Below are 23,345 nucleotides of genomic sequence, written 5' to 3' on the forward strand. Positions count from 1 at the left end.
TCAGCGGCTCCCGCTGGCCGGCTTGAGGCCGAGGCCCGCGTAGATGAGGGTGTTCTCGTCGGCGTTGTGGGAGATGTCGCCGCGCCCCTGGGGACGCCACAACCCGCAGCCGGTCAGCCCCGGTTCCTGGAGCTCGAACCCCTCGAAGAACCGGGCCACCTCGTCGTACGAGCGGTTGCTCAGGCTGTCCCGGCTCTGCGCGGCGGTGCGCGCGACGCCGTGCATGGCCTCGGCCTGGTGGTCGTCGGTGACGTGCGAGACGGCCAGGTAGCTGCCCGGCGCGACGTGGTCGCGGTAGTGGGCGACCAGTCGCCACGGCTCGTCCTCGTCCGGGACGAAGTGCAGGACCATCAGCATCAGCACGGCGACCGGCCGGTCGAAGTCCAGCAGGCCCAGCACCTCCGGGCGGGACAGCAGGCCCGCCGGGTCGCGCAGGTCGCCCTGCACCGCGATCGCGTTCTCGTTGCCGAACAGCAGCAGCTCGCTGTGCGCGACCGCGACCGGGTCCTTGTCCACGTAGACGACCTTGGCGTCCGGGGCGACCTCGTGGACGTTGCCCGCGGTCGGGATGCCGGAGCCGATGTCCAGGAACTGGTCGATCCCGGATTCGACCAGGTGGGTGACGACCCGCCGCAGGAAAGCCCGGTTGATCCGGACGATCCGCGGCGCGGCGGGCAGCAGCTCGGCGGCCCGCGTGGCCATCGCGCGGTCGACCGCGAGGTTGTGCGCGCCACCGAGCATGAAGTCGTACGCCCTGGCCACGCTGGGGACGGTGGTGTCGACGCCCTCGGGCACCCAGTCGAAGTCGGTCACGGCGCACTCCAGTCCCTCGGCAACCCGGACATCCAACAGCTCCGCGCGAGTCGGCACCAGCCGGTGTGGCAACTTAACTCCAATGCGCGATCCCCACGGCGTCTGAACGGAGCATAGAGTGCTCGCGGTCAATCCGGCTGGAGGCTATCGCGATGACCGCCGAAATCGGAAAACGTGAGGTCCGCGCAGTTCTCGCGCGGTGGGTGCGGAACTGCCGCACCGCCGCCGAGCTGCGCGGACGATTCGGTCGCGCCGCGAAAATGCGGTCTCGTGACGGGGTCGCTTTCGCGTGCCCGGAAGTCGTGCCGAAGTCCCGGGAAGTGGTCGCCGGCCGCACTGAATCGGCTCACCGGGCGTTGTCCCGGATCGCTCGCGGATCGTCGGAGGACGACGCCGCTTTAGGCCGGGGGAGTGACCCGACTTCCGCGACTTCCGGGATGACGTGCCGCATTCGCGGTCGGGTGGACGAGTTCGCGATCCGCGTACCGGAGCGCCGTTCCACCGGGCCGTTGTGCCGGTGACCCGCGCCCCGTCAGCCGGTCGGTCGCGGGCACCCCGACCGCGACCGACGACCGTCGTGTCCCGCTGAACAACGATGGAGGTCGTCCCCACCTTGCGCCACTCACTCGCCGCCGGCGCGGCGGCGCTGCTCGTCGCCTCGACCCTGCTCACCGCACCGCCGGCCGACGCCGCGTCCTCCTGCCGCGACGTGTACGCCCCGGTCACGGTCCTCGGGCACCGGGAGACCGTGCACGGGGAGCTGTGCTCACCCGCCGGCGGCGCGTCCGCCGTCCAACTCCTGATCCCCGGCTCGACCTACAACAGCTCCTACTGGCACTACGACGACGGCGCGCACTCGTTCCGCGACGCGCAGAACGCGGCCGGGTTCGCGACGCTGGCCGTGGACCGGCTGGGCACCGGCGCGAGCTCCAAGCCGCCAGGGCTGACCCTGACCAGCTTCGTCCAGGCCGAGGCCGTGCACCAGGTCGTGCGGGGCCTGCGGTCCGGGGCCTACGGACCGGCCTACCGCAAGGTGATCATCGGTGGGCACTCCCTGGGCTCGTCGATCGCGATCCTGGCGGCCGGCACCCACCGGGACGTCGACGGCGTCCTGGTGACCGGCCTGACCCACCGGGCCAACCCGGCGGGCGTGGTGACCGTGCTGGGCAGCATGATCCCGGCCAACCTCGACCCGAAGTTCGGGCTGACCTACCCGCTCGGCTACCTGACCACCTCGCCCGGCACGCGGTACCGGGACTTCCACGCGCCGGGTGTCCTGCCGCCGGGGCTGAGGGCGGCGGAGGAGCGGGGCAAGGACGTCTTCGCGCCGACCGAGGCGGTGGACGGGCTCGGTGTCGCGGTGCTGCTGCCCTACAGCAAGTTGATCGACGTGCCGGTGATGGTGGTGGCGGGCCGGTACGACAGCACGGTGTGCGGTCTGCTGGCCAGCAACTGCACCACCGCCGCCACGCTGCACGCCGAGGAATCGCGCTACTACCGCCACCTGCGCACGCACGTCGTGGAGGACTACGGGCACTCGATCAACCTGGCCCCGAACGCGGGCCGGTACTACTCGGCGGTCGCTTCCTGGGCCCGGGAAGTCGTCCGCTGATCGGCTGTGCGGGGTCCGCACGCGCACGCGGACCCCGCACACCCCCCGGCGGCGCGGGCTTCGGTACGGGCTGAACACCCGGACGCACCTGTACGACCCGGCCGTCCGCACGGACAATGGAGGCGGCGCGCTTCCCCCGCGACCGTGCGGCGGAGGGGGTCGACCATGGGTGTGGCGAAGGCGCGGCTGGCGGCGGCGATCGCGGCGGTCGACCGGAATTGGCCGGTGTTCCCGTTGCGGCCCTTCGGGAAGGTGCCCGCGCTCAAGGACTGGGACCGCCGGGCGACGCTCGACCTGGACCAGGTGCTGGCGTGGTGGTCGCACCGGCCCTACAACATCGGGATCTCCTGCCGGGCCGCCGGGCTCCTCGTGGTCGACCTCGACCAGGGCGTGCCGCACGGGCGGGACGTGTTCGCCGACCTCGCGCGCGCCCACGGGGCCGACGACCCCCGCGACACCTACACCGTCGCCACGCCGGGCGGGGGAGAGCACCGGTACTTCCGCGCGCCCGAGACCCCCTTGCGGAACACGGCGGGCAAGCTCGGCCGGCACGTCGACACCCGCTCGGCCGGCGGGTACGTGGCGGCCCGGGGTTCGCTGCGGCACACCACGAGCGGGTCGCGGCTGTACCAGGTGGTGCGCGACCTGCCGGTCGCACCCGCGCCGGACTGGCTGGTGGCCGCGCTCGCCCCGCCGGTGCCCGCACCGCGCGCCGAACCCGCCGACCCGCCCGCGCCGCTCGACCCGCCCGACCCGCGCCGGGTGCGCGCCTACCGCGCGGCCGTGGTGGACGGGGAGACCGGGCGGGTCCGGTCGGCGCGCCCCGGCACGCGGGCGCACGTGCTGTTCACCGCCGCGTGCCGGCTCGGCGAACTGGTCGGCGCGGGCTTCCTGGACGAGCACGCGGCGCGGGAGGTGCTGCTCGACGCGGCGGCGGGACACCTCGGCGTGGACGGGTGGACGCGGCGGGAGGCGGTGCACCACATCGGGAACGGCCTCGCGGCCGGGCGGCGGCGGCCGAGGGTGATCCCCGAGCGCCGCGCGCCCGACGGCGTGGTGTCGGTGCCCCGGCAGCGGTAGCCACCGGCGGGCCGGGCTCGGCGGCGGCTGGACAAGGTCGCCTCCACCCGGTCCGCGTCCTCGGCCCGGCGGGCGTCCGGCCCAGGCGGCGGCACAGCACCAGCGTCTCCCGGCAGTACCGCGCGAGCGCCTGCTCGCAGTGCGCGCGGGCCCGCTCGCAGCGGCCCACGCGGGTTTCCAACCGGCCCACGATGTCGAGCCCCTCGGCGACGTCCCCCGACCTGGGTGCGGCGGGCTCCACCCGGACCCCGAACCCGGACCCCGAACCCGCGCCCCGAACCCGCGCCCGGTCCTCGGACGCGGCGCGCACCCGTGCCTCGGCGGGCACCCGGGCCGACAACCGCTGATCACGCTGCCCGCCGCGTCGGCCGACCGCGACATCGCGGCCCGGACCGGCCGCCCATCCCGGTGGAACCGGGGAACAAGCGGGCCGCGACGCGGGTTGACCGGGGTCGGAAATCGATCACGGGGGTCACTCGATGAAGAAGATCGCGGTAGTCCTGCTCACCGCCGTGCTGGGGGTGACGTTCGCGCCCGCCGCGTCCGCGCACCCCGGCTGGGCGGCGACCTGGGCCGCGTCACCGCACGAGCCGAGCGACGCGTTCGGTCCTTCCTGGGGGACGGAGGGCTTCGACAACCACACCGTGCGCCAGGTCGTGCGGATCAGCGGCGGCGGCCCGGCGGTGCGCATCCGCCTGTCCAACGCCTACGGCAGCACACCGCTCAAGGTCACCGGGGCGACCGTCGCCCGGTCCGCCGGGGGCGCGGCCGTGCGGCCGGGCTCGGTGCGGCACCTGACGTTCGGCGGCCACCGCTCGACCACCGTGCGCACCGGCGGCGACCTGGTCAGCGACGTGGCCTTCCTGCCGGTGGAACCGTTGCAGCGGCTCACCGTCACGCTCTACTTCGCGGGCCGGACCGGCCCGGCGACGGGCCACCTGTTCGCCGCCGCGACCAGCTACCGGGCCACCGGCGACCACCGGGCCGACAGCTCGGCCGCCGCGTTCGGCGAGGAGTCCGGGTCCTGGTTCTACCTCAGCGGGGTGGAGACCGTCGACCGGACGCCGCGCCGGGACGTGGTGGTGGCGTTCGGGGACTCCATCACCGACGGTGCCGGCGGCACCGCGGACGCCGACAACCGGTACCCGGACGAGCTCGCGGAACGGTTGCGCGGCAAGAAGAACGTGGTCAACGCCGGGATCGGCGGCAACCGGGTGCTCAACGACTCGTCGTGCTTCGGGGAGAAGGCCACCGCCCGGTTCGCGCGCGACGCCCTCGGGCAGCCCGACGTGCGCACGGTGATCCTGCTGGAGGGCATCAACGACATCGGGTTCAGCGACTTCCCGTTCGACTGCGCCAAGCCCGACCCGGTGGTGACCGCGGCCGAGCTCGTCGCGGGCTACCGCGACCTGATCCGGCAGGCGCACGCGAAGGGCGTCCGGGTCGTGGGCGCGACCCTGCTGCCGTACAAGGGAGCGATCTACCACACCGAGGCGGGCGAGGCGGTGCGGGACGAGGTGAACGCCTGGATTCGCACGTCCGGCGAGTTCGACGCGGTGGTGGACTTCGACCGGGCCACCGCCGACCCGGCCGACCCGGACGCGCTGCTGCCCGCCTACGACAGCGGCGACCGGCTGCACCCGAACGACGCGGGCTACCGCGCGATGGCCCGGGAGGTCGACCTGTCGGTGCTGTGAGGGGTGAAAGAGAGCGGGCCGACCGGCCCGGAACGGCCCGCTCCCGTCCGAGGGGGGAACTCCCCGGGAGGAGCGGGCCACCCCCGCCGAGGGCGGCCCGCTCCCGTCTCAGGACTCCGCGCCCACGATCAGCGCGGTGTCGGCGACCTGCTCGAATCCGGTGACCCGACCGTCCGCCACCCGCCAGACGTGGGTGAAGCGGGCGGTCATGGACTTGCCGGTGGCGCGGTGCACGCCGGTGTAGCTGCCCAGCGCGACGACCGTGTCGCCCGCGTCGAGCAGTTCGGCGACGGTGACGTCGAACGACGCCCAGTCCGCGCCGATCCGCTGGAACACGTTGGCGACGATGGCGTCCCGGCCGGTGTACGTGCCGCCGTAGGTGGAGCCGGCGGCCTCGGTCCAGGTGGCGTCGGGCGCGAGCGGGGCCAGCATCCCCTCCAGGTCGCCCCGGTCGGAGGCGGCGTAGTGGGCGCGGACGACTTCCAGTGCGGTCATGGGCATCCTTAGACGGGCTGGTCTTCGCCGGGGTAGTCGACCCGGCCGAGGGGGATGATGTGCGCGCCGCCGGGCGCGCTGCGGATCTCGCCTTCGCCGTTGAGGCCGAAGAAGGTGCCGGTGGTGCGCATCGCGTCCATGTCGTAGAGCCACGTGGTCGCGACCGGGATGCGGAACTCGCGGAAGGTGAACACGTACCGGTTGTCCGCGATCTTGTACGCGGTCGCCAGGTCCACGTCGCCGTGCCCGCGCTGCTCGCCGACCAGGCACTGCCAGGCGTAGCGCTCCGAGCTCAGGTACACGTGCTCGTAGAGGTGGTTGGGGCTGTACCGGTAGAGCGCGCGGAAGCCGATCAGCTCGCGCGTCTCGGCGGCCGGCTCGCCCTTCGGGCCGACGCCGTCGCCGGTGTCCAGCACGCCGGGCTTGAAGACCTGCGAGACCTGCGGGACGCCGTCGACCTTCTCCTCGGCGATGGTCGACTCGACGCTCAGCGTCCGCCGGCTCTCCACGTCGGCGATCAGCACGGCGCACTCGCGTGGCGTCTTGGTGTCGATGAGCGTCAGGAAGAAGATCCCCGGCGCGCCCTCCACCGCCTCGTACCGGTCGGTGCCCGACGCCGCGCCGGCGGTCCACGCGGCGTGCGACTCGTCGGTGAAGGTCAGCGTGACCTCACCGCCCTCGTCCTGCCGGATGGTCCAGGTGAGGCCGACCAGGGCCGTGGTGCGCGGCAGCCGGTTGCCGTCGATGCCCTTGGCGAAGTCGTCGACGGTCTTCCACTCCGACATCTGATGTCCTCTCAGGCCAGTTCGATGGTGGGCAGGTCGACGGCGCTCGCGCCCGCGTCCGCGGTGACGGTCGCGCCGCTCACGATCGAGGCGTCCGAGGAGGCCAGGAACGCGATCACGGACGCCACCTCCTCCGCTTCGGCGGGACGGCCGAGCGGGGTGTTCTCGGTCAGCAGCGCGTAGGCGTCGTCCCGGCTGATGCCGCGCGACTCGCCGAAGCGGTCCATCTGCTCGTCGGCCATCGCCGTGCGCACCCAGCCGGGGCACACCACGTTGGAGCGGACGCCGTGCCTGCCGTAGTCGCGGGCGACGGAGCGGCTCAGGCCGACCAGGGCGTGCTTGGTGGCGGTGTAGCCCGCCACGGCCGGCCCGGCGAACAGGCCCGCGAGCGAGGACACCAGGACGACCGCGCCACCGCCGTCGACCAGGCCGGGCAGCGCGGCCCGGATGGTGACGAACGCGCTGGTCAGGTTGGCGTCCAGGGCGAGCTGCCAGCCCTCGTCGGTGGTCTCGCCTGCGGTGCCGAGCCCGTGGCCGCCCGCGTTGGCGACGACCACGTCGATCCGGCCGAAGCGCTCGGTGGCCTCCGCGACGACGGCGGCCATCGCCGCGCCGTCCGCCGCGTCGGCGGGCAGCGCCGCCGCCGCGTCGCCCAGGGGGCCGGCGACCTCGGCCAGCGGTGCGGGCCGGCGGCCGGTCAGCACGACCTTCCCGCCCTCGGCCACGATCAGCCGCGCGGTGGCCGCGCCGATGCCGGTGCCCGCGCCGGTGATCAGGGCGACCCGGCCGGTGAATCGAGAGCCCATGTCGGTCCTCCAGTGGTGACGGCGAGGGCGGCGACGGTGTCGGCGACCTCGGCGGGATCGGGGGTGCAGCGGGCGGTGACGGAGCGGACCAGCACACCGGCGGGCGCGGCGTCCGCCGCGACGGCGCGGACCAGGCCGCGCACGCCCGCCGCCGCGGCCGACTGGTGGGGCAGGTGCGGGCAGGAGACCGCGACCACCACGATCACCCCGGCCCGCATGGCCCGCAACGCGGCCCGGGTGGTGTAGAACGCGGCGTCGAGCTGGGTGGCCAGCACCCCGTGCCACGCCTCGTCGTCCACGGAGAGCGTGGTGAGGCCCCCGGTGACGCGGGGGCCGGGGCAGGGCAGCGCGGGCGTGGTCACGACGAGCAGGTCCAGCCGGCCGAAGTGGTCGACCACCGCGGTCACCGCCGACTCGGCCTGGGCCGGGTCGGACGCCTCGGCGCGCACCGCCATGCCGCACCGCAGCGCGCCGCCCACCAGCTCCACCGCCGTGGAATCGGCGTCCAGCGCGGCCACCCGCGCCCCGGCGGCGTCCAACCGGCGCGCCGCCGCCGCACCGATCCCGGAGCCCGCTCCGGTCACCAGCGCGACCTTGCCCTCCATGCCCATGATCGGACGTTAGCCGCGGGGCACCCGCCGGTCCCATAGCCGGAGCCGGTGGGTGCGCCCGAGGTCAACGGGTGTTCACGGTCGGGCAACTCCGAACCTCGGCGGGGTCAGGTCGCCGACGGCCACGTGCACCGCGCGCAGGTCGCTGTAGAAGTCGATGCTGTGCGCACCGCCCTCCCGGCCGACCCCGCTGGCCTTGATGCCGCCGAACGGCGTGCGCAGGTCGCGGACGTTGTGCGAGTTGATCCAGACCATGCCGGACTGCACGGCGCGGGCCACCCGGTGGCCGCGCTTGAGGTCCCCGGTCCACACGTAGCCCGCCAGGCCGTACTTGGTGGCGTTGGCCAGCGCGACGGCCTCCTCCTCGGTGTCGAACGGCGTCACGCAGACCACCGGCCCGAAGATCTCCTCCTGGAAGACCCGGGCGTCCGGCGCGACGTCGGCGAACACCGTGGGGGACAGGAAGTTGCCCGAGTCCAGGTGGTCGGGGCGGCTGCCGCCCGCGACCAGCCGGGCCTCCTGCTTGCCGATCTCCACGTACTCCAGCACCCGCGCGTAGTGCTCGGGGTGGATCAGCGCGCCGACCTCGGTGGCCGGGTCGGACGGCAGGCCCACCCGCACGGCCTTCGCGCGGGCCGCGAGGGCCTCCACGAAGGCGTCGTAGATCTCCCGCTGCACCAGCACCCGCGAGGAGGCGGTGCAGCGCTCGCCGTTGAGCGAGAAGACGCCGAACACGGCGGCGTCGACGGCCTTGTCGAAGTCGGCGTCGGCGAAGACCACGCAGGGCGACTTGCCGCCCAGCTCCATCGACACCTCCTTCAGGTTCTCGGCCGCCGTGCGCATGATGATCTGGCCGGTGCCGCTCTCGCCGGTGAACGACAGGCGCGGCACGTCCGGGTGCGCCACCAGGGCCGCGCCCGCCGACTCGCCGATGCCGTGCACCAGGTTGAACACGCCGTCGGGCACGCCCGCCTCGGCCATGATCCCGGGCAGCAGGCTCGCCGACAGCGGCGACCACTCGGCGGGCTTGAGCACCACCGTGCAGCCCGACGCCAGCGACGGCGCGAGCTTCCAGGTCTCCAGCATGAACGGCGTGTTCCACGGCGTGATCAGGCCCGCGACGCCCGCCGGCTGGCGGATCGCGTAGTTGACCTGCTTGTCGCCGACCAGGTAGGCGTCCTCGTGCTGCGCCACGATCACGTCGGCGAAGTAGCGGAAGTTCTCCGCCGCGCGGTGCGCCTGGCCCTTGGCCTGGGTCACCGGCAGGCCGGTGTCGAAGGTCTCCAGCTCGGCCAGCCGGTCGGCGCGCGACTCGATGGCGTCGGCGATCCGGTTGAGCACCTTGGCGCGCTCGCGGTCGGACAGCCGGGGCCACGGGCCCTCGTGGAACGCCCGCTGCGCGGCGGCGACGGCGTTGTCGACGTCGGCCGGGCCGCCGGCGGCGACGGTGCCGTACTCGGTGTCGGTGACCGGGTCCGAGACGGGGAACGTCGAGCCGTCGACCGACGGGACGTCCTTGCCGTCGATGTGGTGCAGCAGTTCGGTCGGCAGGTCCGCCGGCTTGTTCACGGTGGTCATGCGGTCACTCCAGACGGGATGAGCAGGTCGGCGGCCTCGGCGCGCAACTTGGCGATCTTCTCCAGACCGGCCGGGGTCGGCTCGATCAGGGGCGGGCGGACGTAGCCGCTGGAGATCCGGCCCAGGTCGGCCAGGACGTGCTTGGCGGGGGCCGGGTTGGTCTCCACGAAGAGCAGCTCCACCAGCGGGGCGAGCCGGTAGTGGAGGTCGATGGCACCCTCGTGGTCGCCGGAGACGTACAGCTCGTACATCCTGGCCACGGCGGCGGGTGCGATGTTGGCCAGCGCGCTGACGAACCCGATGCCGCCGATCGACAGCAGCGGCAGGCACAGCAGCTCGATGCCCGACCACATCAGGAAGTCACGGCCGCACTTGTGCAGCACGTGCGAGAAGTGCTCGAAGTCCTTGGTGGTCTCCTTGATGCCCACGATGTTGTCGTGGGCCCGGCGCAGCTTCGCCACGGTGTCCGGCGCGATGTCCACGGCGGTGCGCGACGGCACGTTGTAGATCACGATCGGCATGTCCGGGAACTCGTTCGCCACCGCGCCGTACCACGCGATGAGGCCCTCCTGGGTGGGCCGGCTGTAGTACGGCGTGATGACCAGCGCGAGGTCCGCGCCGAGCTTCTGCGCCTCGTCGGTCAGCTCCAGCGTGTGCTGGAGCGTCACCGCGCCGGTGCCGGGCAGGAACGGGACGCGGTCGCCGAGCTCCTCGGCCACCACGCGCATGGCGGTGACCCGCTCCTCGATCGTCTGCGCGCTGGGCTCGCCGGTCGAGCCGCCGATGGACACGCCGTGCGAACCGGACTCCAGTTGCCAGCGCACCAGCGCGCGCAGGCTGTCCGTGTCGAGGGCACCCTCGGCGGTGAACGGCGTGACGACGGGGGCGATGGAACCGCGGATCTGCGCCGGGTCGGAACGGAACCTCATGTCGGGAACTCCCCTGAGAGCGGGGCCGGGGACCTGGTGTCCACGGCCCGGAGGGTGTTGAGCTTGTGCTCGCGGGCGAAGCGCTCCACGACCTCGGCGGGTGCCTCGGCGCGCAGGAGGCGCAGCAGTTCGGCGTGCTCGGCGACCGACTCGTGGGCCCGGCCGGGTACCAGGCTGAAGGTCGTGCGCCGGGTCATGTCCAGCCGCGACCACTCCTTGTCGACCAGTTCGCGCAACCGGGGGTTGGGCGTGGCCCCGCAGAGCAGGAGGTGGAACTCGCGGTTGAGCCGGGTGAAGCCGAGCGGGTCGAACTCCACCAGGGACGCGGCCATCAGGTCGTTGAGGTGGGCGGCGCGGTCCAGCAGCGCCCGGGTGATCCGCGCGGTGGCGACCGCGCGGCCCTCCAGCAGCGCGAGCGCCTCCATGGTGTGGCGGTAGCCGTCCGGGTCGAACTCGGCGACCTGCGCGCCGACGTTCTGCTCGAACACCACCCAGCCCTCGGCCTGCAACCGGCGCACGGCCTCCCGCACGGGGACCGGGCTGATGCCCAGCTCCCGCGCGATCCGGTCGAACACCAGCCGCACGCCGGGCCCGTACCGGCCCTCCGCGATCCGGTCGCGCAACGTCTCGTACGCGTACTGGGTCTTGGACCGGACTGGGGCGGTGGTCATCCCGACCACTCCTCGTACTCGGCGCGCTTGGCGGGGCCCATCGGGTAGAGGCCGTCGACGCCGTCACCGGCGGCGACCCGCTCCAGGATGAACCGCTCCTCGCGCTCCATCGTCACGGCGTCCGCGGCGACCTCGTCCACCAGCGCCGGCGGGATCAGGATGACGCCCTCGGCGTCGCCCACCAGCACGTCGCCCGGCCGCACCAAGACGCCCGCGCACGCCACGTCCACGCCGACCTCCCACGGCACGTGCCTGCGGCCCAGCACGGCCGCGTGCGGGCCCGCGCTGTAGGAGGGCAGGTCGATGCCGGTGAACGACGGGCTGTCGCGCAGGCAGCCGTCCGTGACGACGCCCGCCGCGCCGCGCTTGAGCGCGCGCAGCGCCAGGATGTCGCCGAGCGTGCCCGCGCCGTGGTCCTCGCGGGCGTCGATCACCAGGATCTGGCCGTCCCCGAGGGACTCCACGGCCCGCTTCTGGGCGTTCATGCCGTTGCCGCGCTCGGCGAACTGGTCCTCGCGCAGCGGCAGGAACCGCAGCGTGTGGGCCGTGCCGACCATCCGCAGGTCGGGCCGGGAGGGCTTGAGCCCGGTGAGGAACGTGTGGTGCAGGCCGCGCTTGCGCAGTTGGCTGGACAGCGTCGCGGTGGACACCGACCGCAACGCCGCCTCGGTCTCCGGCTTGATCGCCGGGACGCTGCCGCCGACGGCCGCCGCCCTGTCCTCGCGGGTGACCTTCGGCCGCGCGCCGGGCTTGGCCAGCGGCTCGGCCTCGCGGACCGCGTTGCGCAGCCGCTCGGTGTCGTTGACCGCGACCTCCACGACGTCGCCGGGGGAGACGACGGTCGCGCCGGTCGGCGTGCCGGTGAGGATGATGTCGCCCGGCTCCAACGTGATGTTGCGGCTCAGGTCGGCGATCAGGTACGCGAAGTCGAACAGCAGGTCGCCGGTGTTGTCGTCCTGCACCAGCTCGCCGTTGACCCACGTGCGCAGCCGCAGGTCGGCCAGGTCGACCTCGCGCGGGTCGAGCAGCACCGGGCCGATCGGCGTGTAGCCGTCCGCGCCCTTGGACCGCAGGTTGGAGCCCCGGTCCGCGTACCGCAGGTCGTGCACGCCGAAGTCGTTGGCCGCGGCGATGCCGCCGATGTGGTCGGCCGCCTCGTCCCGGCCGACCCGCGACGCGCGCTTGCCGACCACGATCGCGATCTCGCCCTCGAAGGCGGACAGCTCGGTGCCCTCCGGCCGGACCAGGTCGCGGCCCGACCAGGACAGCGACGAGGGCGGCTTGAGGAAGTACGAGGGCTCCTCCGGGAACCGCCCGCGCTCCGCGGCGCGGCTGCGGAAGTTCAGGTGCACCGCGATGATCTTGGTCGGCGCGAGGCCCAGGGGGTGCGTCACGACTTCAGCCCGTCCGGGATCGGGAAGTCCACGATCACCTGACCCGTGCCGCTGCTGGGGAAGTAGTCGCACAACTGCTCGCCGTGACCGTTGTACCTGTCCCAGCCGAGGATGCCGAACAGCATCCCGGTGTCGGCCATCGCGGCCTCGCCGGTGAACCGCTCGTTATAGGCGGGCAGCGCGGCCAGGAACTCCGGGATCTTGCCCGTGGTCCACTGGTCGAGCACCAGCCGGTCGGCCTGCTCGTTGATCGGGTTGCTGATCTTGTCCAGGTACTGCGACGAGATCTCGTTCGGCGGGAACTGGTGCGACAGCGAGCCGCTGGCCAGGAACGCCACCTTGCGGTCGCTGCGCAGCACGGCGCGCGCGATCGCCTCGCCGACCCGCCGGTTCTCGTCGATCGACGAGTAGATGTTGCACCCCACCGGGACCACTTCGAGCGGGTCGTCGTCGCGGTTCATGAAGTGCATCGGCACCAGCGTCGCGTACTCCAGGCCGAGGTCCTTCACGTCGTGGACCAGGGACTTCTGGCCGCCGGCGTTGATCTCCTCGCCGATCAGCCGGGCGAGCTCCTGGTTCCCGGGGTAGTCGTACTCCAGGTCCTGGATGAAGTGCGGCAGCTCGTGGGACGCGTAGCTGCCCTGGTGCCGAGCCTTCCCGTTGATGTGGAAGCTCATGCTGTTCATCCAGTGCGAGTCGGCCACCACGAAGGTGTCCGCGCCGCGCTCGCGCGCTCGACGGCCGACCTCGGCCAGGCCGACCTCGGCGGGCCTGCGGATGCCGTGGTGCTTTCCGGGGTTGATGGAGAGCCAGATCGACGGCACATGCGTGATCTTCGCGGCCAACACGACTTCACCCATGGTCACCTCCGCATCGGGAATCGTGTAGCGGATCGAATACGATCCGTTGCCTGCACGGACTGTCGTGCCGGCTCTCCAGGTGTAACAGTCCGCTGCGCCGGTAGGGTTGACCACGGACGCACGGCATTTGACTCAGCGTGCACCGGCCGGTTGGCCGATTTACGCTTCGGCAACGAGCCCTTGACGAATGGGCGAATGGAGACGACTGTGCCTGTCACGCAGTGTTACGCAGACCACTGTGCAACAGCAGGTCCGGGAGGGCAATGATGTCCTACGTGCTGACCACCGCCGGCGTGCCGGCGACGCAGCAGTTCGATCTCTGGCAGTCGGCGGTGTCGCAGACGTTCGTGCCCCTGGAGGCCACGGCCGGCGAGCACGCGGCGTTCCGGGGCCGGTTGCGGGGTCAGAACCTGGGCAGTGTCGCCGTGTACGAAGCGTCAGCGGACGCCCACACCGTGCGACGGACCGCGCGCACCATCTCCCGCGCGGCCCCGGACTACTACAAGCTCTCGCTGCAACTGCACGGCACCGCCAAGCTCACCCAGGACGGCCGGCTGGCCGCGCTGCGGCCCGGTGACTTCGCGATCTACGACACCACCCGGCCCTACGCGCTGGCGTTCGACGACGTGTCGTCCACCCTGGTCCTGATGTTCCCCAGGTCCATGCTGTGCCTGCCCTCCGGCCAGGTCGAGCGGCTGACCGCGATCCGGTTCGCGGGCGGGCAGGGCGTGAGCGGGATAGTGAGCACCACCCTCGTGCAGCTCGCCCGCAACATCGACGACCCCCAGGTGCACGGCAGCGTCCGGCTCGCGCGCAACGTGGTCGACCTGCTCGGCACCGCGCTGGCCGACCAGGTCGACTACGCCGACGTGCCCGCCGAGACGTCCCGGGCGGCGATGCTGGTCAAGATCAAGTCCTACGTGGAGGCGCACCTGGAGGACCCGGAGCTCTCGCCCGGCGACATCGCGACGGCGCACCACATCTCCACCCGCTACCTGCACAAGCTGTTCAGCGAGGCCGGCACGACGGTGTCCGGGTGGATCCGGCACCGCCGGCTGGAGCGCTGCGGGCAGGACCTGGCCGACCCGGGCAAGTACCAGCTCGCCATCGGCGTCATCGGGGCCCGCTGGGGGCTGGTGGACGCCTCCTACCTCAGCCGCGCGTTCAAGACCGAGTACGGCCTCTCGCCCTCGGAATACCGGCGTCGCAGCGTGGAGCACCGGGCGCGCTGACGGTCAAACGCCGTGCGCCCGCGTGCAAGCGCGCCGGGAGCGCGGCAGCCCACACTGGGCCGTGATCAGCCAGTGAGGGGAGTCGACATGCGCGCGACAGGTCTTTACATCGGCGGCCGGTGGACCGCCGGGGCGGGGGAGTTCGCCACCACCGACCCCGCTACCGGTGAGCAGTTGGCGGTCGTCGCCGACGCGAGCGCGGCGGACGTCGACGCCGCCGTCGCCGCCGCGCGTGAAGCCCTGCCCGGCTGGACCGCCGTCCCGGCGACCGAGCGCGCCACCCTGCTGTGGCGGCTCGCGGACCTGATCGAGGCCGACGCCGAGAAGCTCGCCGAGCTGGAGACCCGCGACCAGGGCCAGCCGCTGGGCGTGGCGCGGGCGGTCAGCGTGACCGGCGCGGCCGAGCACTTCCGGTACTTCGCCGGCTGGACCACCAAGCTGGACGGGTCGGTGCGGTCGGTCGGCTTCCCCGACACCCTCCAGTTCGACCGCCGCGTGCCGGTCGGCGTGTGCGCCCTGATCGCGCCCTGGAACTTCCCGCTGATGATCATGGCGTGGAAGCTCGCACCGGCTCTGGCCTGCGGTAACACCACCGTCATCAAGCCCGCCGAGCAGACCCCGCTGACCACCGTGCGGCTGGTCGAGCTGTGCGTCGAGGCGGGCTTTCCGCCCGGCGTGGTGAACCTGGTGACCGGCGGTCCGGAGACCGGCAAGGCGCTGGTCCGCCACCCCGGCGTGGACAAGGTGTCGTTCACCGGCTCCACCTCCGTGGGCCGCGACATCGTCGCCGCGTCCGCGACCGACCTCAAGCGGATCACGCTGGAGCTGGGCGGCAAGACGCCCACCGTCATCGCCCGCGACGCCGACATCGACGCCGCGGTGGCCGGCACCGTCGCGGGCGGGCTGCTCAACAGCGGCCAGGTCTGCGCCGCCTACGCCCGCCTCTACGTCGACCACGCCCGCCAGGACGAGTTCACCTCCAAGCTCGCCACCGCGGCGTCCGGCCTGCGCCTGGGCGCGGGCCTGCACCCGGACACCGACCTCGGCCCGCTGGTCAGCTCCGAGCACCGGGACCGGGTCGAGTCGTTCGTGCGCGGCGCGGTCACCGAGGGTGCCGAACTGGTCACCGGCGGCGAGCGCGGCGACGGTCCGGGCCACTTCTTCCGGCCCACCGTGTTCGGCGGCGTGCAGGACCGCATGACCATCGCCCGCGAAGAGGTCTTCGGCCCGGTGCTGGCCGTGCTGGACTACGACGACGAAGACGAGCTGCTGCACCGCGTCAACGACTCGCCGTACGGTCTGGCCGCGTCGGTGTGGAGCAACGACCTGCGCACCGCCCACCGCCTGGCGGACGGCATCCGCGCGGGCGCGGTGTTCGTGAACATGCCGTGCGTCCCGGACGCGGCGGCCCCGTGGGGCGGCTTCCGCTCCAGCGGGTGGGGCCGCGAGATGGGGCCTTACGCGATCGACGCGTACACGGAGATCAAGGGCATCTGGATGCACCACGGCTGACCGCAGTCACCGATCCGGGCGGCCCGACGTGCGATCGCACGTCGGGCCGCTGCCGTTCGAGCGGCACGACGTGGCACCCCAGTAGGGGCAGCGCAGTAAGGTCAGCGCAGTAGGGGCAGCGCCGTCGGGGTCACCCCTGTCGGGTCAGCGTCGCGCGAACGCCAGGAAGTGCGCGCTCGCGTTGATCAGCAGCGGGTCGTCCTCCACCAGGCGGGCGCACCGCAGCGCCGCGTCCACCAGGTCGTCGAACCCGTCGGTACCGGCCACGTCCAGCGCGGGCCACGCCGGTCCCTCCACGCCGTGGACCGCCACGTCCCGGAAACCGGCGGCGGCCACTTCGTCGCGCAGCTCCCCGGCCGTGTGCCAGTGCGTCTCGGTGAACCCGACGTGCCCGTCGTACCGGCCGCAGGCGATCACCTCGGCGATCGGGGCGACCAGGTCCGGGGTGAGCGCGCCCGTGGTGCCGGCCTCCAGCGCCGACAGGTACCGACTGATGGCCGCCGCGACGAGCACCCCTCCCGGTCGCAGCACCCGGCGGGCCTCGGCCAGCGCGCGCGCCCGGTCGGCCGCCGACACCAGGTGGTACAGCGGCCCCAGGAGCAGGACCACGTCCACGTCGCCGTCCTGGACGGGCAGGTCACGGGCGTCGCCGACCTCGGCGGTGACGCCGGGCAGCGCCGACGCGGTGTCGACGTGCGCCGGCACGACGTCGACCAGGTGCACGCGGTGCCCGTCCGCCGCCAGCCAGCGGGCGTGCACGCCGGTCCCGCCGCCCACGTCCAGCACCCGCGCGGGGCCGGTGAGGTGTCGGCGGACCAGCTCGCGCGTGCGCAGGAACTCCAGCCTCCCGTGCGGAGTCCGGTGCAGGCGGTCGTCCTCCGCGAACACCGCCGTGTAGTGCCGGGTCAGGTCGGTCACGGGGCGATGGTGTCCACCGGTCGTGCCGTCGGGCAAGGGGATTTCCGACCGGGCCGTACGATGCCCTCCCGCATCCGGCCTTGAGGGCACCCGACCGGCTGTCCGCCCGACCGCCGCCGTCGCCCCGCGCCCGTTCCCGGGAGGGTTTCCGTGCGCGAGATCGTCATCGCGGTGTGCGCCGCGTCGGCCTCGGCGGGTCCGGCGACGGCCGGTGTCACCGCGACGTGGACCTGGCCGAAGGAAGGTCGGGAGGTGACCATGACCCGGCGTCATGGCGCAGGGGGACCGGGTCGTCCGGCTGACCGGCCTCAGACCCAGTACGGGTCGGCTCCCCTGGTCAGCCTGGCCAGGGAACCGACCCCGGTGGCGTCCGGCGACGGCCGCACGAACCCGGCGCGGGCCGCGATGCCGGCCGCCTCGCCCCGTGACGCGCAGTCGAGCTTGGCCAGCAGGCGTTCGACGTAGGTCTCCACGGTGCGCCGGCTGACCACCAGGCTCTCCGCGATCGCCTGGTTCGACAGGCCGGCGACCAGGCCCGTCGCGATGTCGAGCTCGCGCGCGGTCAGCCCCGACGGGTTCTCGAACGGCGCGCACGCCACCACCACGCCGTTGCGCGGGCCGTCGACCACCCGCAGCAGCCGCACCCGGTACCAGCCGTCCCGGGCGGGCCACAGGAACGGCACCGTGCGCACGCCCAGCCCGGAGAACGACTCGGCCAGCGCGCGCAGCGCCGGGTCGTCGGCCACCGGCGCGGGCGCGCGGCCGGTCACCGCGCCGTGCCCGGGGTACACCCAGCTCGCCGTCCACTCCGGATCGAACCACGCGTCGAACGTGGGGCAGTACAACGGGTCCACCCGCCGGGCCAGCGCGGAGCCGACCTGGGCCACGAAGCGCCGCGCCTCCTCGTCGAAGGCACCGCGCACCGACGCGTTCGCGTGCAGCACGCCGACCACCTGGTGCGTGCCGCCCATCCGGAGGGTCGCGGAGAGACCGTCCTCGAAGCCGGCCGGGCGCAGCCGCTCCAGGTAGTGCGGCGAGTCGCGGAAGTTGTGCGGCATGTCGTCCATCAGCAGCGGCACCGGGGAGGCGAACAACTGCCCGCCCCACCGCGTCCGGGGCAGTTCGTGCGCGAGCTCCTGGCTGATCGCCCGGTGGTAGCCGTCCTCGGCCATCACCACGAAACCCCTGGACACCGGGTCCCAGCCGGTCACCTGGACCGCGCAGATGTCGGGCACCGCCACGCGGAGGGCGGCGAACACCTCGGCCCACTCCACGGCGGCACCGCTGCCCAGGGCGGAGCCGATGCGCACCGCCGAGGCCACTTTCGTGGTGTCCATCGTGTCTCCCTCGGTAGGCGCACAACCTACGGTGTGTCACCTGACCCGGGCAATACCAGGTCACCCGCACCACGCGCCGGGCCGCGCCGGGAGTCGACCGGGGTCGCCCGTGCGGCAACCGGACGCACGGCCGTCGCGCCGGAGCCTCGCGCGACCCGGCCGGTTCGACCGCCGCGCGGAGGGTCATCCGGGGGGCGACCTCACCCGCGAGCGCCTCGGCCCGGTCCGCCGCCCGTCACCGGAGAGCCTCCTGGGAGAAGGCGGCGCGCAGCGCGGCGGCGGCGCGCGCGTGCGCGGTCGCGGAGATGCTGAGCTGGTCCACGAGCAGCGCGAAGAACCCGTGGATCTGGCCCTCGTAGCGGACCAGGGTGACCGGGACGCCCGCGTCGAGCAGCCGGTGGGCGTACTCCTCGCCCTCGTCGCGCAGCGGGTCGAACTCGGCGGTCATCACCAGCGCCGAGGGCAGCCCGCCCAGGTGCGAGGCGGCCAGCGGGGCCAGGTACGGGTCGTCCAGGTCGGACGGGTCGCGCGGGTACTGGGTGAAGAACCACTCCATGCTCACCCGGTCGAGGAAGTGGCCCTCGCCGTAGTCCACGTAGGACCGCCGGTCGCTGGGCGGTGCGGTGACCGGTGCGGCGAGCAGTTGCAGCGAGATGGCCGGGCCGTCGTGGTCGCGGGCCATCAGCGACACCACGGCGGCCAGGTTGCCGCCCGCGCTCTCCCCGCCGACCGCGATGCGCCCGTCCGCGCCGATCTCCGCGCCGTGGTCGGCGACCCAGAGCAGCGCCGCGTAGGCGTCCTCGGCGGCGGCCGGGTAGCGGTGCTCGGGGGCGAGCCGGTAGTCCACGGAGACCACCACCATCCCCACCGCGTTGCACAGCACCCGGCAGGTCGAGTCGTTCTCCTCCAGCGACCCGATCACCCAGCCGCCGCCGTGGAACCACACCAGCGCCGGGAACGGGCCGTCGCCGTGCGGGGTGTAGATCCGCACCGGGATGTCGCCGGCCGGGCCGGGGATGGTCCGGTCCACGACCGCGTCCACCGGCTCCTGGTGCGGCGGGACCTGCCACGACTTGGCGAACGCGGCGCGCATCTCGGCGGGCGACGTCCCGTCGAGCGGCAGCAGGCCGCCCTGGGCGTCGGTCGCGTCGATCACCGCTCGGGCTTCAGGGTGCAGCGGCATCGGGGTCGTCCTCCCGGTCCGGTCCCGCGCCGAAGCGCCGCAGCACGGCGGCGGTCAGCCGGGAGACGTCGTTGTCGTCCTCGTCGTGGGACAGCGCGCCGCACCAGCCGATCGAGCCGGTCGCGAACACCTCGCCGCCACCGGGGGCGGCGAGCAGCGTCAGGTCGGCGCGGCGGCGGTCCAGCGGGTCGCCGAGCGGGTGCGGGGTGGTCGGCCCGGTGTCCGCCGACAGGTACGCCTCGCCGAGCGCCGCCCGGCCGAGCAGCACGACGTTCGGCGGGCTGCCCAGCAGCGGGTCGATCCCGTCGGTCTCGAACGACGCCGCGCTGCCCTGGACCGCGCCGAACCCGCCCAGCGGCGAGGACAGCCCGTCCAGCAGCGGGTGCGGACCCGCCAGTTCGTACGCGCCGCCGCCGCGCAGGCCGGCGGCGGTGGTGCCGACGCCGAACAGCCGGTGCGGTGCCCGGCCGCGCTCCTGCCACAGCCCGCCCGGCTCGCCGGTGGTCGACAGGTGCAGCTCGCCCGGCTCGGACTCCCACATCCGCACGCCCGCGCAACCGCGCCGCAGCTCCGCCAGGTGCGGTTTGGCCGGGTGGATCGAGATGACCCGGTACGCGCCGTTGCCGCCCAGGTAGCCGAGGTTCCCGCCATTGCCGAGGTACCGCTCGGCGGCGTCCAGCATCGCGCCCGTCCAGTACTCGGGGTGGCTGCCGGTGAGCACGGCCCGGTAGTCCGCCAGCGCGGCCGGCCCGTCGGCGTGCAGGTCGTGGTCGGTCAGCACGTCGAACGCGAAGCCCTGCCGCCGCAACCAGCCCACGAGGTGCAGGTCCTCGCTGTACTGGTGCGGTCCGCCGGCGTGCCGGAACACGTGGTCGTCCCGCACGCCCAGCAGCGGCCGGCGCAGCGACGCGGTGGCCGTGCCGCTGCCGTCGCGGTGCCGGTCGCAGAGGCTGTGCAGGTCGTTGTCCCGCGCGAACGGGGCCGCGACCTCCGCCGGGTCCTCCGGCGGGAACGGCAGGTGCACGTGCTCCAGCGCGTACGCCAGGTAGCTCAACGTCGGCACCAGGAACACCAGCCGCGCGGTGGGCCGCGCGGGCCGCACGAAGAACGGCAGCCGGTCCACGCCGTGCGCCGTCTCCAGCTCCACCGCGTAGCAGCCGCCGGGCAGGTCCTCGGGCAGCGCGAACTCCAGCACCGGGTCCCACCCGCAGTCGGCCAGGTCGTCGGAGTGGAAGTGCACCGCCGAGTAGCCCCGGTCGGCGAAGCGCCAGTCGAGCACCTCGCCGGTCCAGTCGTGCCCGGTCACCCCGCGCAGCGGCTGGTTGTGCAGCGTGCCGTGCCGCCCGTCGACCAGCTCCAGCAGCGTGTCGCCGCCGATGTCGTGGGACAGCTCCCAGTGCGCCCGCGCGCCCAGGTGCCACGCCGCGCGCGTGTCGGCGGCCAGCCAGTCCAGCTCGGTGCGCAGCTCGGTGAACACCGTCGGCCCGTCCAGCTTGCCGTCGAAGTGGCCGCCGACCCGCCCGCCGACCCGGCGCGCGGCGAACAGCAGCGGGGCCGAGCCCCGCACCAGCGGACCGGTCGGGGGCGCGGTGACCACCACGACGGCCTCGTCGGCGAGCCGGTCGCGGGGCCGGACCTCGATCCGCGCGCCCGCCTCGCCGTAGCCGCCGACGACCAGGTACCAGCGGCGCGGGCGCAGCGCCGGACCGCCCACCCGCACGATCCCGCCCGCCGTGCGCACGGCGAACTCCGGCGTGCCGTCCCCGCGCAGCGCCAGTTCCGCGTGCGGCCCGCCCTCGGCCTCGCCCTGGCTCATCAGCCCCGCCCGGTCCGGCGGGAACGCCGTCGGCCACACCCACACCGCGAACGACACCGCCGCGCCGAGCGTCGGCGGGCGCGGCACCAGCCCGTACGACCCGTGGTCGAAGTCCTGGTGCGGCACGGACACCCAGGCCGGCAGGTCGACGTCGACGGGCGTCCGCACGGGCGCGGTGCCGTCGTGGTCGACCCGCAGCACCCGCACCCGCGCGTCCGGCGTGCTCGCGCTGGCGTGCACGCGGACGCGGTCGCCCGGTCGGTGGTTCAACCGGTCGGTGTAGCCGACGACCGGGGCGCGGGTGTGGTCCACCGGAGCCATCTCAGCTCCTCAGCAACTGGCCGCCGTCGATCGGCAGCACGGTGCCGGTGATGTGCCGGGCCTCCAGCGAGGCCAGCAGCAGCACGGTCGGCACCAGGTCGTCGGTGTTGGCGATGCGCCCCAGGGGAATCCGCTCCAGCCACGGCGCGCGCGCCGCCGGGTCCGCCATGGACGCCGCCGTCAGCGGCGTCTCCACCGGGCCCGGCGCGACCGCGTTGACCCGGATGCCGTGCGGCGCGAGCTCCAGCGCCGCCGAGCGGGTCAGCGCGTTCAGCGCCGCCTTGGTGGCCTCGTAGTGCCCCAGGCCCACGGTCGGCTGCATCGAGCCCGCCGAGCTGATGTGCACGATCGAACCGCCGCGCCGGGCCGCGATCATCGCCTGGCCGACCGCCTGGGTGATCAGGAACGTGCCGCGCACGTTCACCGCGAGCACCGCGTCCATCGCCTCGACCGGCAGCGCCATCAGCGGTGCCGCACCGCCGACCACGCCCGCCGCGTGCACCAGCACGTCGATCGGGCCCAGCTCGGCGACGGTCTTGGCGACCCCGTCGCGCACCGAGTACTGGTCGCGGACGTCCATCGCCACGGCCAGGCCGCCGAACTCCTCCGCGGTGCGGGCCAGCCCCACCGGGTCCACGTCCGCGACCGCGACCCGGTGCCCGCGCCCGGCCAGCGCCTTGGCGATCGCACCGCCGATACCGCCCGCTCCTCCCGTGATCAGCGCGACCATCACACGGCCTCCGCGATCACGACGCGCGGGCTGCCCGGCAGCGGCCGGGTCTCCACCCACCGCCAGCCGGTCTCGGCCAGCCAGCCGCCCACCTCGTCCTGCGGGTGCACGACGGTGCCGTCGACGACCAGGTACTCGCCGGCCATGACCGGGTCCAGCCGCCGGCCGTCGGTCGGGTCCAGCAGGAAGTCCAGCACCAGCAGCGTCGCGCCGGGCTCCACGACACCGCGCGCGGCCCGCAGGATGGTCTTGTTCTGCTCGGCGTCGAAGCGGTGGACCACGTGCTCCAGCAGCACCGCGTCGTACCGGCCGGGCACCTCGTCGGTCAGCGGATCGGCCTCGTGGAAGGAGATCCGCCCCTCCAGCCCGGCGTCGAGCGAGCCGCGGACCCGGTCGACGAACTCCCCGGTGTTGACGAACGCGCCGGTGAGGTCGGGGTTGCGCTTGGCGGCCTCGCCGAGGAACGCGGTGGACAGCCCGCCCAGGTCCAGCACGTGCCGGTGCCGGGAGAAGTCGTAGTTCTCCGCCAGCATGACCGCGTGCAGCGCGTTGTAGGTCTGCACGCCGTTCATGAACACCCCCATCCTGGCCTCGTCCAGCTCGAACGGGCCGGGCCGGGCGGAGCGCATGGACGAGGTGTAGTGCAGCCAGTGCGGGTAGCTCAGCGCGTCCCAGAAGGCCAGGTGCGGGCGCAGGTCCAGCCCGCCCTGCCCGGCCAGGTACGCCTCGGTCACCGGGGTGTTGGCGTACCTGCCCTCCCGGTGCTCCAGCAGGCCGAGGCCGACCATGGCGTCGCCGAGGATGCGCGCGGTGCGCTCCGGGAGTTCGGCGCGTTCGGCGAGTTGCAGGCTGGTCGCGGGGCCTAACGCCAGGGCGCTGAACACGCCGAGCTCGCTCGCGGCGAACAACTGCTTGGCGGCCATGTACCCGGTCGCGACGGTCACCAGCGCGGTGGGATCGGTCAT

Annotated in this window: 21 protein-coding genes; 5 read left to right on the top strand and 16 right to left on the bottom strand. The window is 73.7% G+C overall.

Annotated elements, in window-relative coordinates; all coding sequences use genetic code 11:
* Positions 1-813, bottom strand: a complete 813-nt coding sequence (locus AB0G01_RS23600; RefSeq protein ID WP_360948926.1) for an SAM-dependent methyltransferase — start codon at positions 811-813, stop codon at positions 1-3.
* A 613-nt stretch (positions 814-1,426) separates the two neighbouring features.
* Here AB0G01_RS23600 and AB0G01_RS23605 point away from each other — a divergent pair.
* The 3 genes from AB0G01_RS23605 to AB0G01_RS23615 all read left to right on the top strand — a co-directional run bounded on the left by AB0G01_RS23605 (position 1,427) and on the right by AB0G01_RS23615 (position 5,202).
* Positions 1,427-2,425, top strand: coding sequence for an alpha/beta fold hydrolase (locus tag AB0G01_RS23605; RefSeq protein WP_360948928.1), 999 nt, complete (start codon positions 1,427-1,429; stop codon positions 2,423-2,425).
* Between the two features lie 165 nt (positions 2,426-2,590).
* Positions 2,591-3,505 (top strand): bifunctional DNA primase/polymerase, encoded by a 915-nt coding sequence (locus tag AB0G01_RS23610; RefSeq protein ID WP_360948930.1) that lies wholly within the window; start codon positions 2,591-2,593, stop codon positions 3,503-3,505.
* 479 nt (positions 3,506-3,984) lie between these two features.
* On the top strand, positions 3,985-5,202 hold the full coding sequence (locus AB0G01_RS23615; RefSeq protein ID WP_360948932.1) for an SGNH/GDSL hydrolase family protein: 1,218 nt from the start codon (positions 3,985-3,987) through the stop codon (positions 5,200-5,202).
* Between the two features lie 108 nt (positions 5,203-5,310).
* Here the strand turns inward: AB0G01_RS23615 and AB0G01_RS23620 are convergent, their stop codons facing one another.
* The 9 genes from AB0G01_RS23620 to hpaD form a co-directional block, all read right to left on the bottom strand.
* Positions 5,311-5,697, bottom strand: a complete 387-nt coding sequence (locus tag AB0G01_RS23620) for a nuclear transport factor 2 family protein (protein ID WP_360948934.1) — start codon at positions 5,695-5,697, stop codon at positions 5,311-5,313.
* An 8-nt stretch (positions 5,698-5,705) separates the two neighbouring features.
* Positions 5,706-6,482 carry a molybdenum cofactor biosynthesis F family protein gene (locus AB0G01_RS23625; protein WP_360948936.1) on the bottom strand — a complete coding sequence of 259 codons (777 nt, stop codon included), beginning with the start codon at positions 6,480-6,482 and terminating at the stop codon, positions 5,706-5,708.
* 11 nt (positions 6,483-6,493) lie between these two features.
* Entirely contained in the window at positions 6,494-7,288 is a 795-nt protein-coding gene (locus AB0G01_RS23630; protein WP_360948938.1) for an SDR family oxidoreductase, read from the bottom strand.
* Complete coding sequence (locus AB0G01_RS23635; RefSeq protein ID WP_360948940.1) at positions 7,255-7,899, bottom strand: SDR family NAD(P)-dependent oxidoreductase; 645 nt, start codon at positions 7,897-7,899, stop codon at positions 7,255-7,257. The genes AB0G01_RS23630 and AB0G01_RS23635 overlap by 34 nt, the downstream gene beginning before the upstream one ends.
* 75 nt (positions 7,900-7,974) lie before the next feature.
* Positions 7,975-9,477 (bottom strand): 5-carboxymethyl-2-hydroxymuconate semialdehyde dehydrogenase, encoded by a 1,503-nt coding sequence (hpaE, locus tag AB0G01_RS23640; RefSeq protein WP_360948942.1) that lies wholly within the window; start codon positions 9,475-9,477, stop codon positions 7,975-7,977.
* Positions 9,474-10,406 carry a 4-hydroxy-tetrahydrodipicolinate synthase gene (dapA, locus tag AB0G01_RS23645; RefSeq protein WP_360948944.1) on the bottom strand — a complete coding sequence of 311 codons (933 nt, stop codon included), beginning with the start codon at positions 10,404-10,406 and terminating at the stop codon, positions 9,474-9,476. The genes hpaE and dapA overlap by 4 nt, the downstream gene beginning before the upstream one ends.
* Positions 10,403-11,077 (bottom strand): GntR family transcriptional regulator, encoded by a 675-nt coding sequence (locus AB0G01_RS23650; RefSeq protein WP_360948946.1) that lies wholly within the window; start codon positions 11,075-11,077, stop codon positions 10,403-10,405. The genes dapA and AB0G01_RS23650 overlap by 4 nt, the downstream gene beginning before the upstream one ends.
* Positions 11,074-12,471 carry a fumarylacetoacetate hydrolase family protein gene (locus AB0G01_RS23655; RefSeq protein ID WP_360948948.1) on the bottom strand — a complete coding sequence of 466 codons (1,398 nt, stop codon included), beginning with the start codon at positions 12,469-12,471 and terminating at the stop codon, positions 11,074-11,076. The genes AB0G01_RS23650 and AB0G01_RS23655 overlap by 4 nt, the downstream gene beginning before the upstream one ends.
* Positions 12,468-13,331: a 3,4-dihydroxyphenylacetate 2,3-dioxygenase gene (gene hpaD / locus AB0G01_RS23660; protein WP_360948950.1), complete on the bottom strand. Its 864-nt coding sequence runs from the start codon at positions 13,329-13,331 to the stop codon at positions 12,468-12,470. Before hpaD ends, AB0G01_RS23655 begins: the two co-directional genes overlap by 4 nt.
* 266 nt (positions 13,332-13,597) lie before the next feature.
* Between hpaD and AB0G01_RS23665 the strand changes: the two genes are divergently transcribed.
* On the top strand, positions 13,598-14,563 hold the full coding sequence (locus tag AB0G01_RS23665) for a helix-turn-helix domain-containing protein (protein WP_360948952.1): 966 nt from the start codon (positions 13,598-13,600) through the stop codon (positions 14,561-14,563).
* Positions 14,564-14,650: 87 nt separating this feature from the next.
* Complete coding sequence (locus tag AB0G01_RS23670; RefSeq protein ID WP_360948954.1) at positions 14,651-16,075, top strand: aldehyde dehydrogenase family protein; 1,425 nt, start codon at positions 14,651-14,653, stop codon at positions 16,073-16,075.
* Positions 16,076-16,219: 144 nt separating this feature from the next.
* On the opposite strand, the gene AB0G01_RS23675 is transcribed toward AB0G01_RS23670, so the two are convergent.
* The 6 genes from AB0G01_RS23675 to AB0G01_RS23700 all read right to left on the bottom strand — a co-directional run bounded on the left by AB0G01_RS23675 (position 16,220) and on the right by AB0G01_RS23700 (position 23,345).
* Complete coding sequence (locus AB0G01_RS23675) at positions 16,220-16,993, bottom strand: class I SAM-dependent methyltransferase (RefSeq protein ID WP_360948956.1); 774 nt, start codon at positions 16,991-16,993, stop codon at positions 16,220-16,222.
* 308 nt (positions 16,994-17,301) lie between these two features.
* The gene (locus tag AB0G01_RS23680) at positions 17,302-18,330 is read right to left on the bottom strand and encodes a LuxR C-terminal-related transcriptional regulator (RefSeq protein ID WP_360948958.1); all 1,029 of its coding nucleotides are present in this window, start codon (positions 18,328-18,330) and stop codon (positions 17,302-17,304) included.
* A 235-nt stretch (positions 18,331-18,565) separates the two neighbouring features.
* Complete coding sequence (locus AB0G01_RS23685) at positions 18,566-19,513, bottom strand: alpha/beta hydrolase (RefSeq protein ID WP_360948959.1); 948 nt, start codon at positions 19,511-19,513, stop codon at positions 18,566-18,568.
* Positions 19,497-21,650: a N,N-dimethylformamidase beta subunit family domain-containing protein gene (locus AB0G01_RS23690; protein WP_360948961.1), complete on the bottom strand. Its 2,154-nt coding sequence runs from the start codon at positions 21,648-21,650 to the stop codon at positions 19,497-19,499. The genes AB0G01_RS23685 and AB0G01_RS23690 overlap by 17 nt, the downstream gene beginning before the upstream one ends.
* A gap of 1 nt (position 21,651) precedes the next feature.
* On the bottom strand, positions 21,652-22,380 hold the full coding sequence (locus AB0G01_RS23695) for an SDR family oxidoreductase (protein ID WP_360948963.1): 729 nt from the start codon (positions 22,378-22,380) through the stop codon (positions 21,652-21,654).
* Positions 22,380-23,345 carry a methyltransferase gene (locus tag AB0G01_RS23700; protein WP_360948965.1) on the bottom strand — a complete coding sequence of 322 codons (966 nt, stop codon included), beginning with the start codon at positions 23,343-23,345 and terminating at the stop codon, positions 22,380-22,382. Before AB0G01_RS23700 ends, AB0G01_RS23695 begins: the two co-directional genes overlap by 1 nt.

It is taken from the genome of Actinosynnema sp. NPDC023587, assembly GCF_040640215.1.
Lineage (GTDB): Bacteria > Actinomycetota > Actinomycetes > Mycobacteriales > Pseudonocardiaceae > Actinosynnema.

Excerpts from the sequence above, each read along its gene's own strand:
- AB0G01_RS23610 (WP_360948930.1), top strand. The coding sequence starts at position 2,591 with ATGGGTGTGGCGAAGGCGCGGCTGGCGGCGGCGATCGCGGCGGTCGAC.
- AB0G01_RS23615 (WP_360948932.1), top strand. The coding sequence starts at position 3,985 with ATGAAGAAGATCGCGGTAGTCCTGCTCACCGCCGTGCTGGGGGTGACG.
- AB0G01_RS23620 (WP_360948934.1), bottom strand. The coding sequence starts at position 5,697 with ATGACCGCACTGGAAGTCGTCCGCGCCCACTACGCCGCCTCCGACCGG.
- AB0G01_RS23625 (WP_360948936.1), bottom strand. The coding sequence starts at position 6,482 with ATGTCGGAGTGGAAGACCGTCGACGACTTCGCCAAGGGCATCGACGGC.
- AB0G01_RS23630 (WP_360948938.1), bottom strand. The coding sequence starts at position 7,288 with ATGGGCTCTCGATTCACCGGCCGGGTCGCCCTGATCACCGGCGCGGGC.
- AB0G01_RS23635 (WP_360948940.1), bottom strand. The coding sequence starts at position 7,899 with ATGGGCATGGAGGGCAAGGTCGCGCTGGTGACCGGAGCGGGCTCCGGG.
- hpaE (WP_360948942.1), bottom strand. The coding sequence starts at position 9,477 with ATGACCACCGTGAACAAGCCGGCGGACCTGCCGACCGAACTGCTGCAC.
- dapA (WP_360948944.1), bottom strand. The coding sequence starts at position 10,406 with ATGAGGTTCCGTTCCGACCCGGCGCAGATCCGCGGTTCCATCGCCCCC.
- AB0G01_RS23650 (WP_360948946.1), bottom strand. The coding sequence starts at position 11,077 with ATGACCACCGCCCCAGTCCGGTCCAAGACCCAGTACGCGTACGAGACG.
- hpaD (WP_360948950.1), bottom strand. The coding sequence starts at position 13,331 with ATGGGTGAAGTCGTGTTGGCCGCGAAGATCACGCATGTGCCGTCGATC.
- AB0G01_RS23665 (WP_360948952.1), top strand. The coding sequence starts at position 13,598 with ATGTCCTACGTGCTGACCACCGCCGGCGTGCCGGCGACGCAGCAGTTC.
- AB0G01_RS23670 (WP_360948954.1), top strand. The coding sequence starts at position 14,651 with ATGCGCGCGACAGGTCTTTACATCGGCGGCCGGTGGACCGCCGGGGCG.
- AB0G01_RS23680 (WP_360948958.1), bottom strand. The coding sequence starts at position 18,330 with ATGGACACCACGAAAGTGGCCTCGGCGGTGCGCATCGGCTCCGCCCTG.
- AB0G01_RS23685 (WP_360948959.1), bottom strand. The coding sequence starts at position 19,513 with ATGCCGCTGCACCCTGAAGCCCGAGCGGTGATCGACGCGACCGACGCC.
- AB0G01_RS23690 (WP_360948961.1), bottom strand. The coding sequence starts at position 21,650 with ATGGCTCCGGTGGACCACACCCGCGCCCCGGTCGTCGGCTACACCGAC.
- AB0G01_RS23695 (WP_360948963.1), bottom strand. The coding sequence starts at position 22,380 with ATGGTCGCGCTGATCACGGGAGGAGCGGGCGGTATCGGCGGTGCGATC.
- AB0G01_RS23700 (WP_360948965.1), bottom strand. The coding sequence starts at position 23,345 with ATGACCGATCCCACCGCGCTGGTGACCGTCGCGACCGGGTACATGGCC.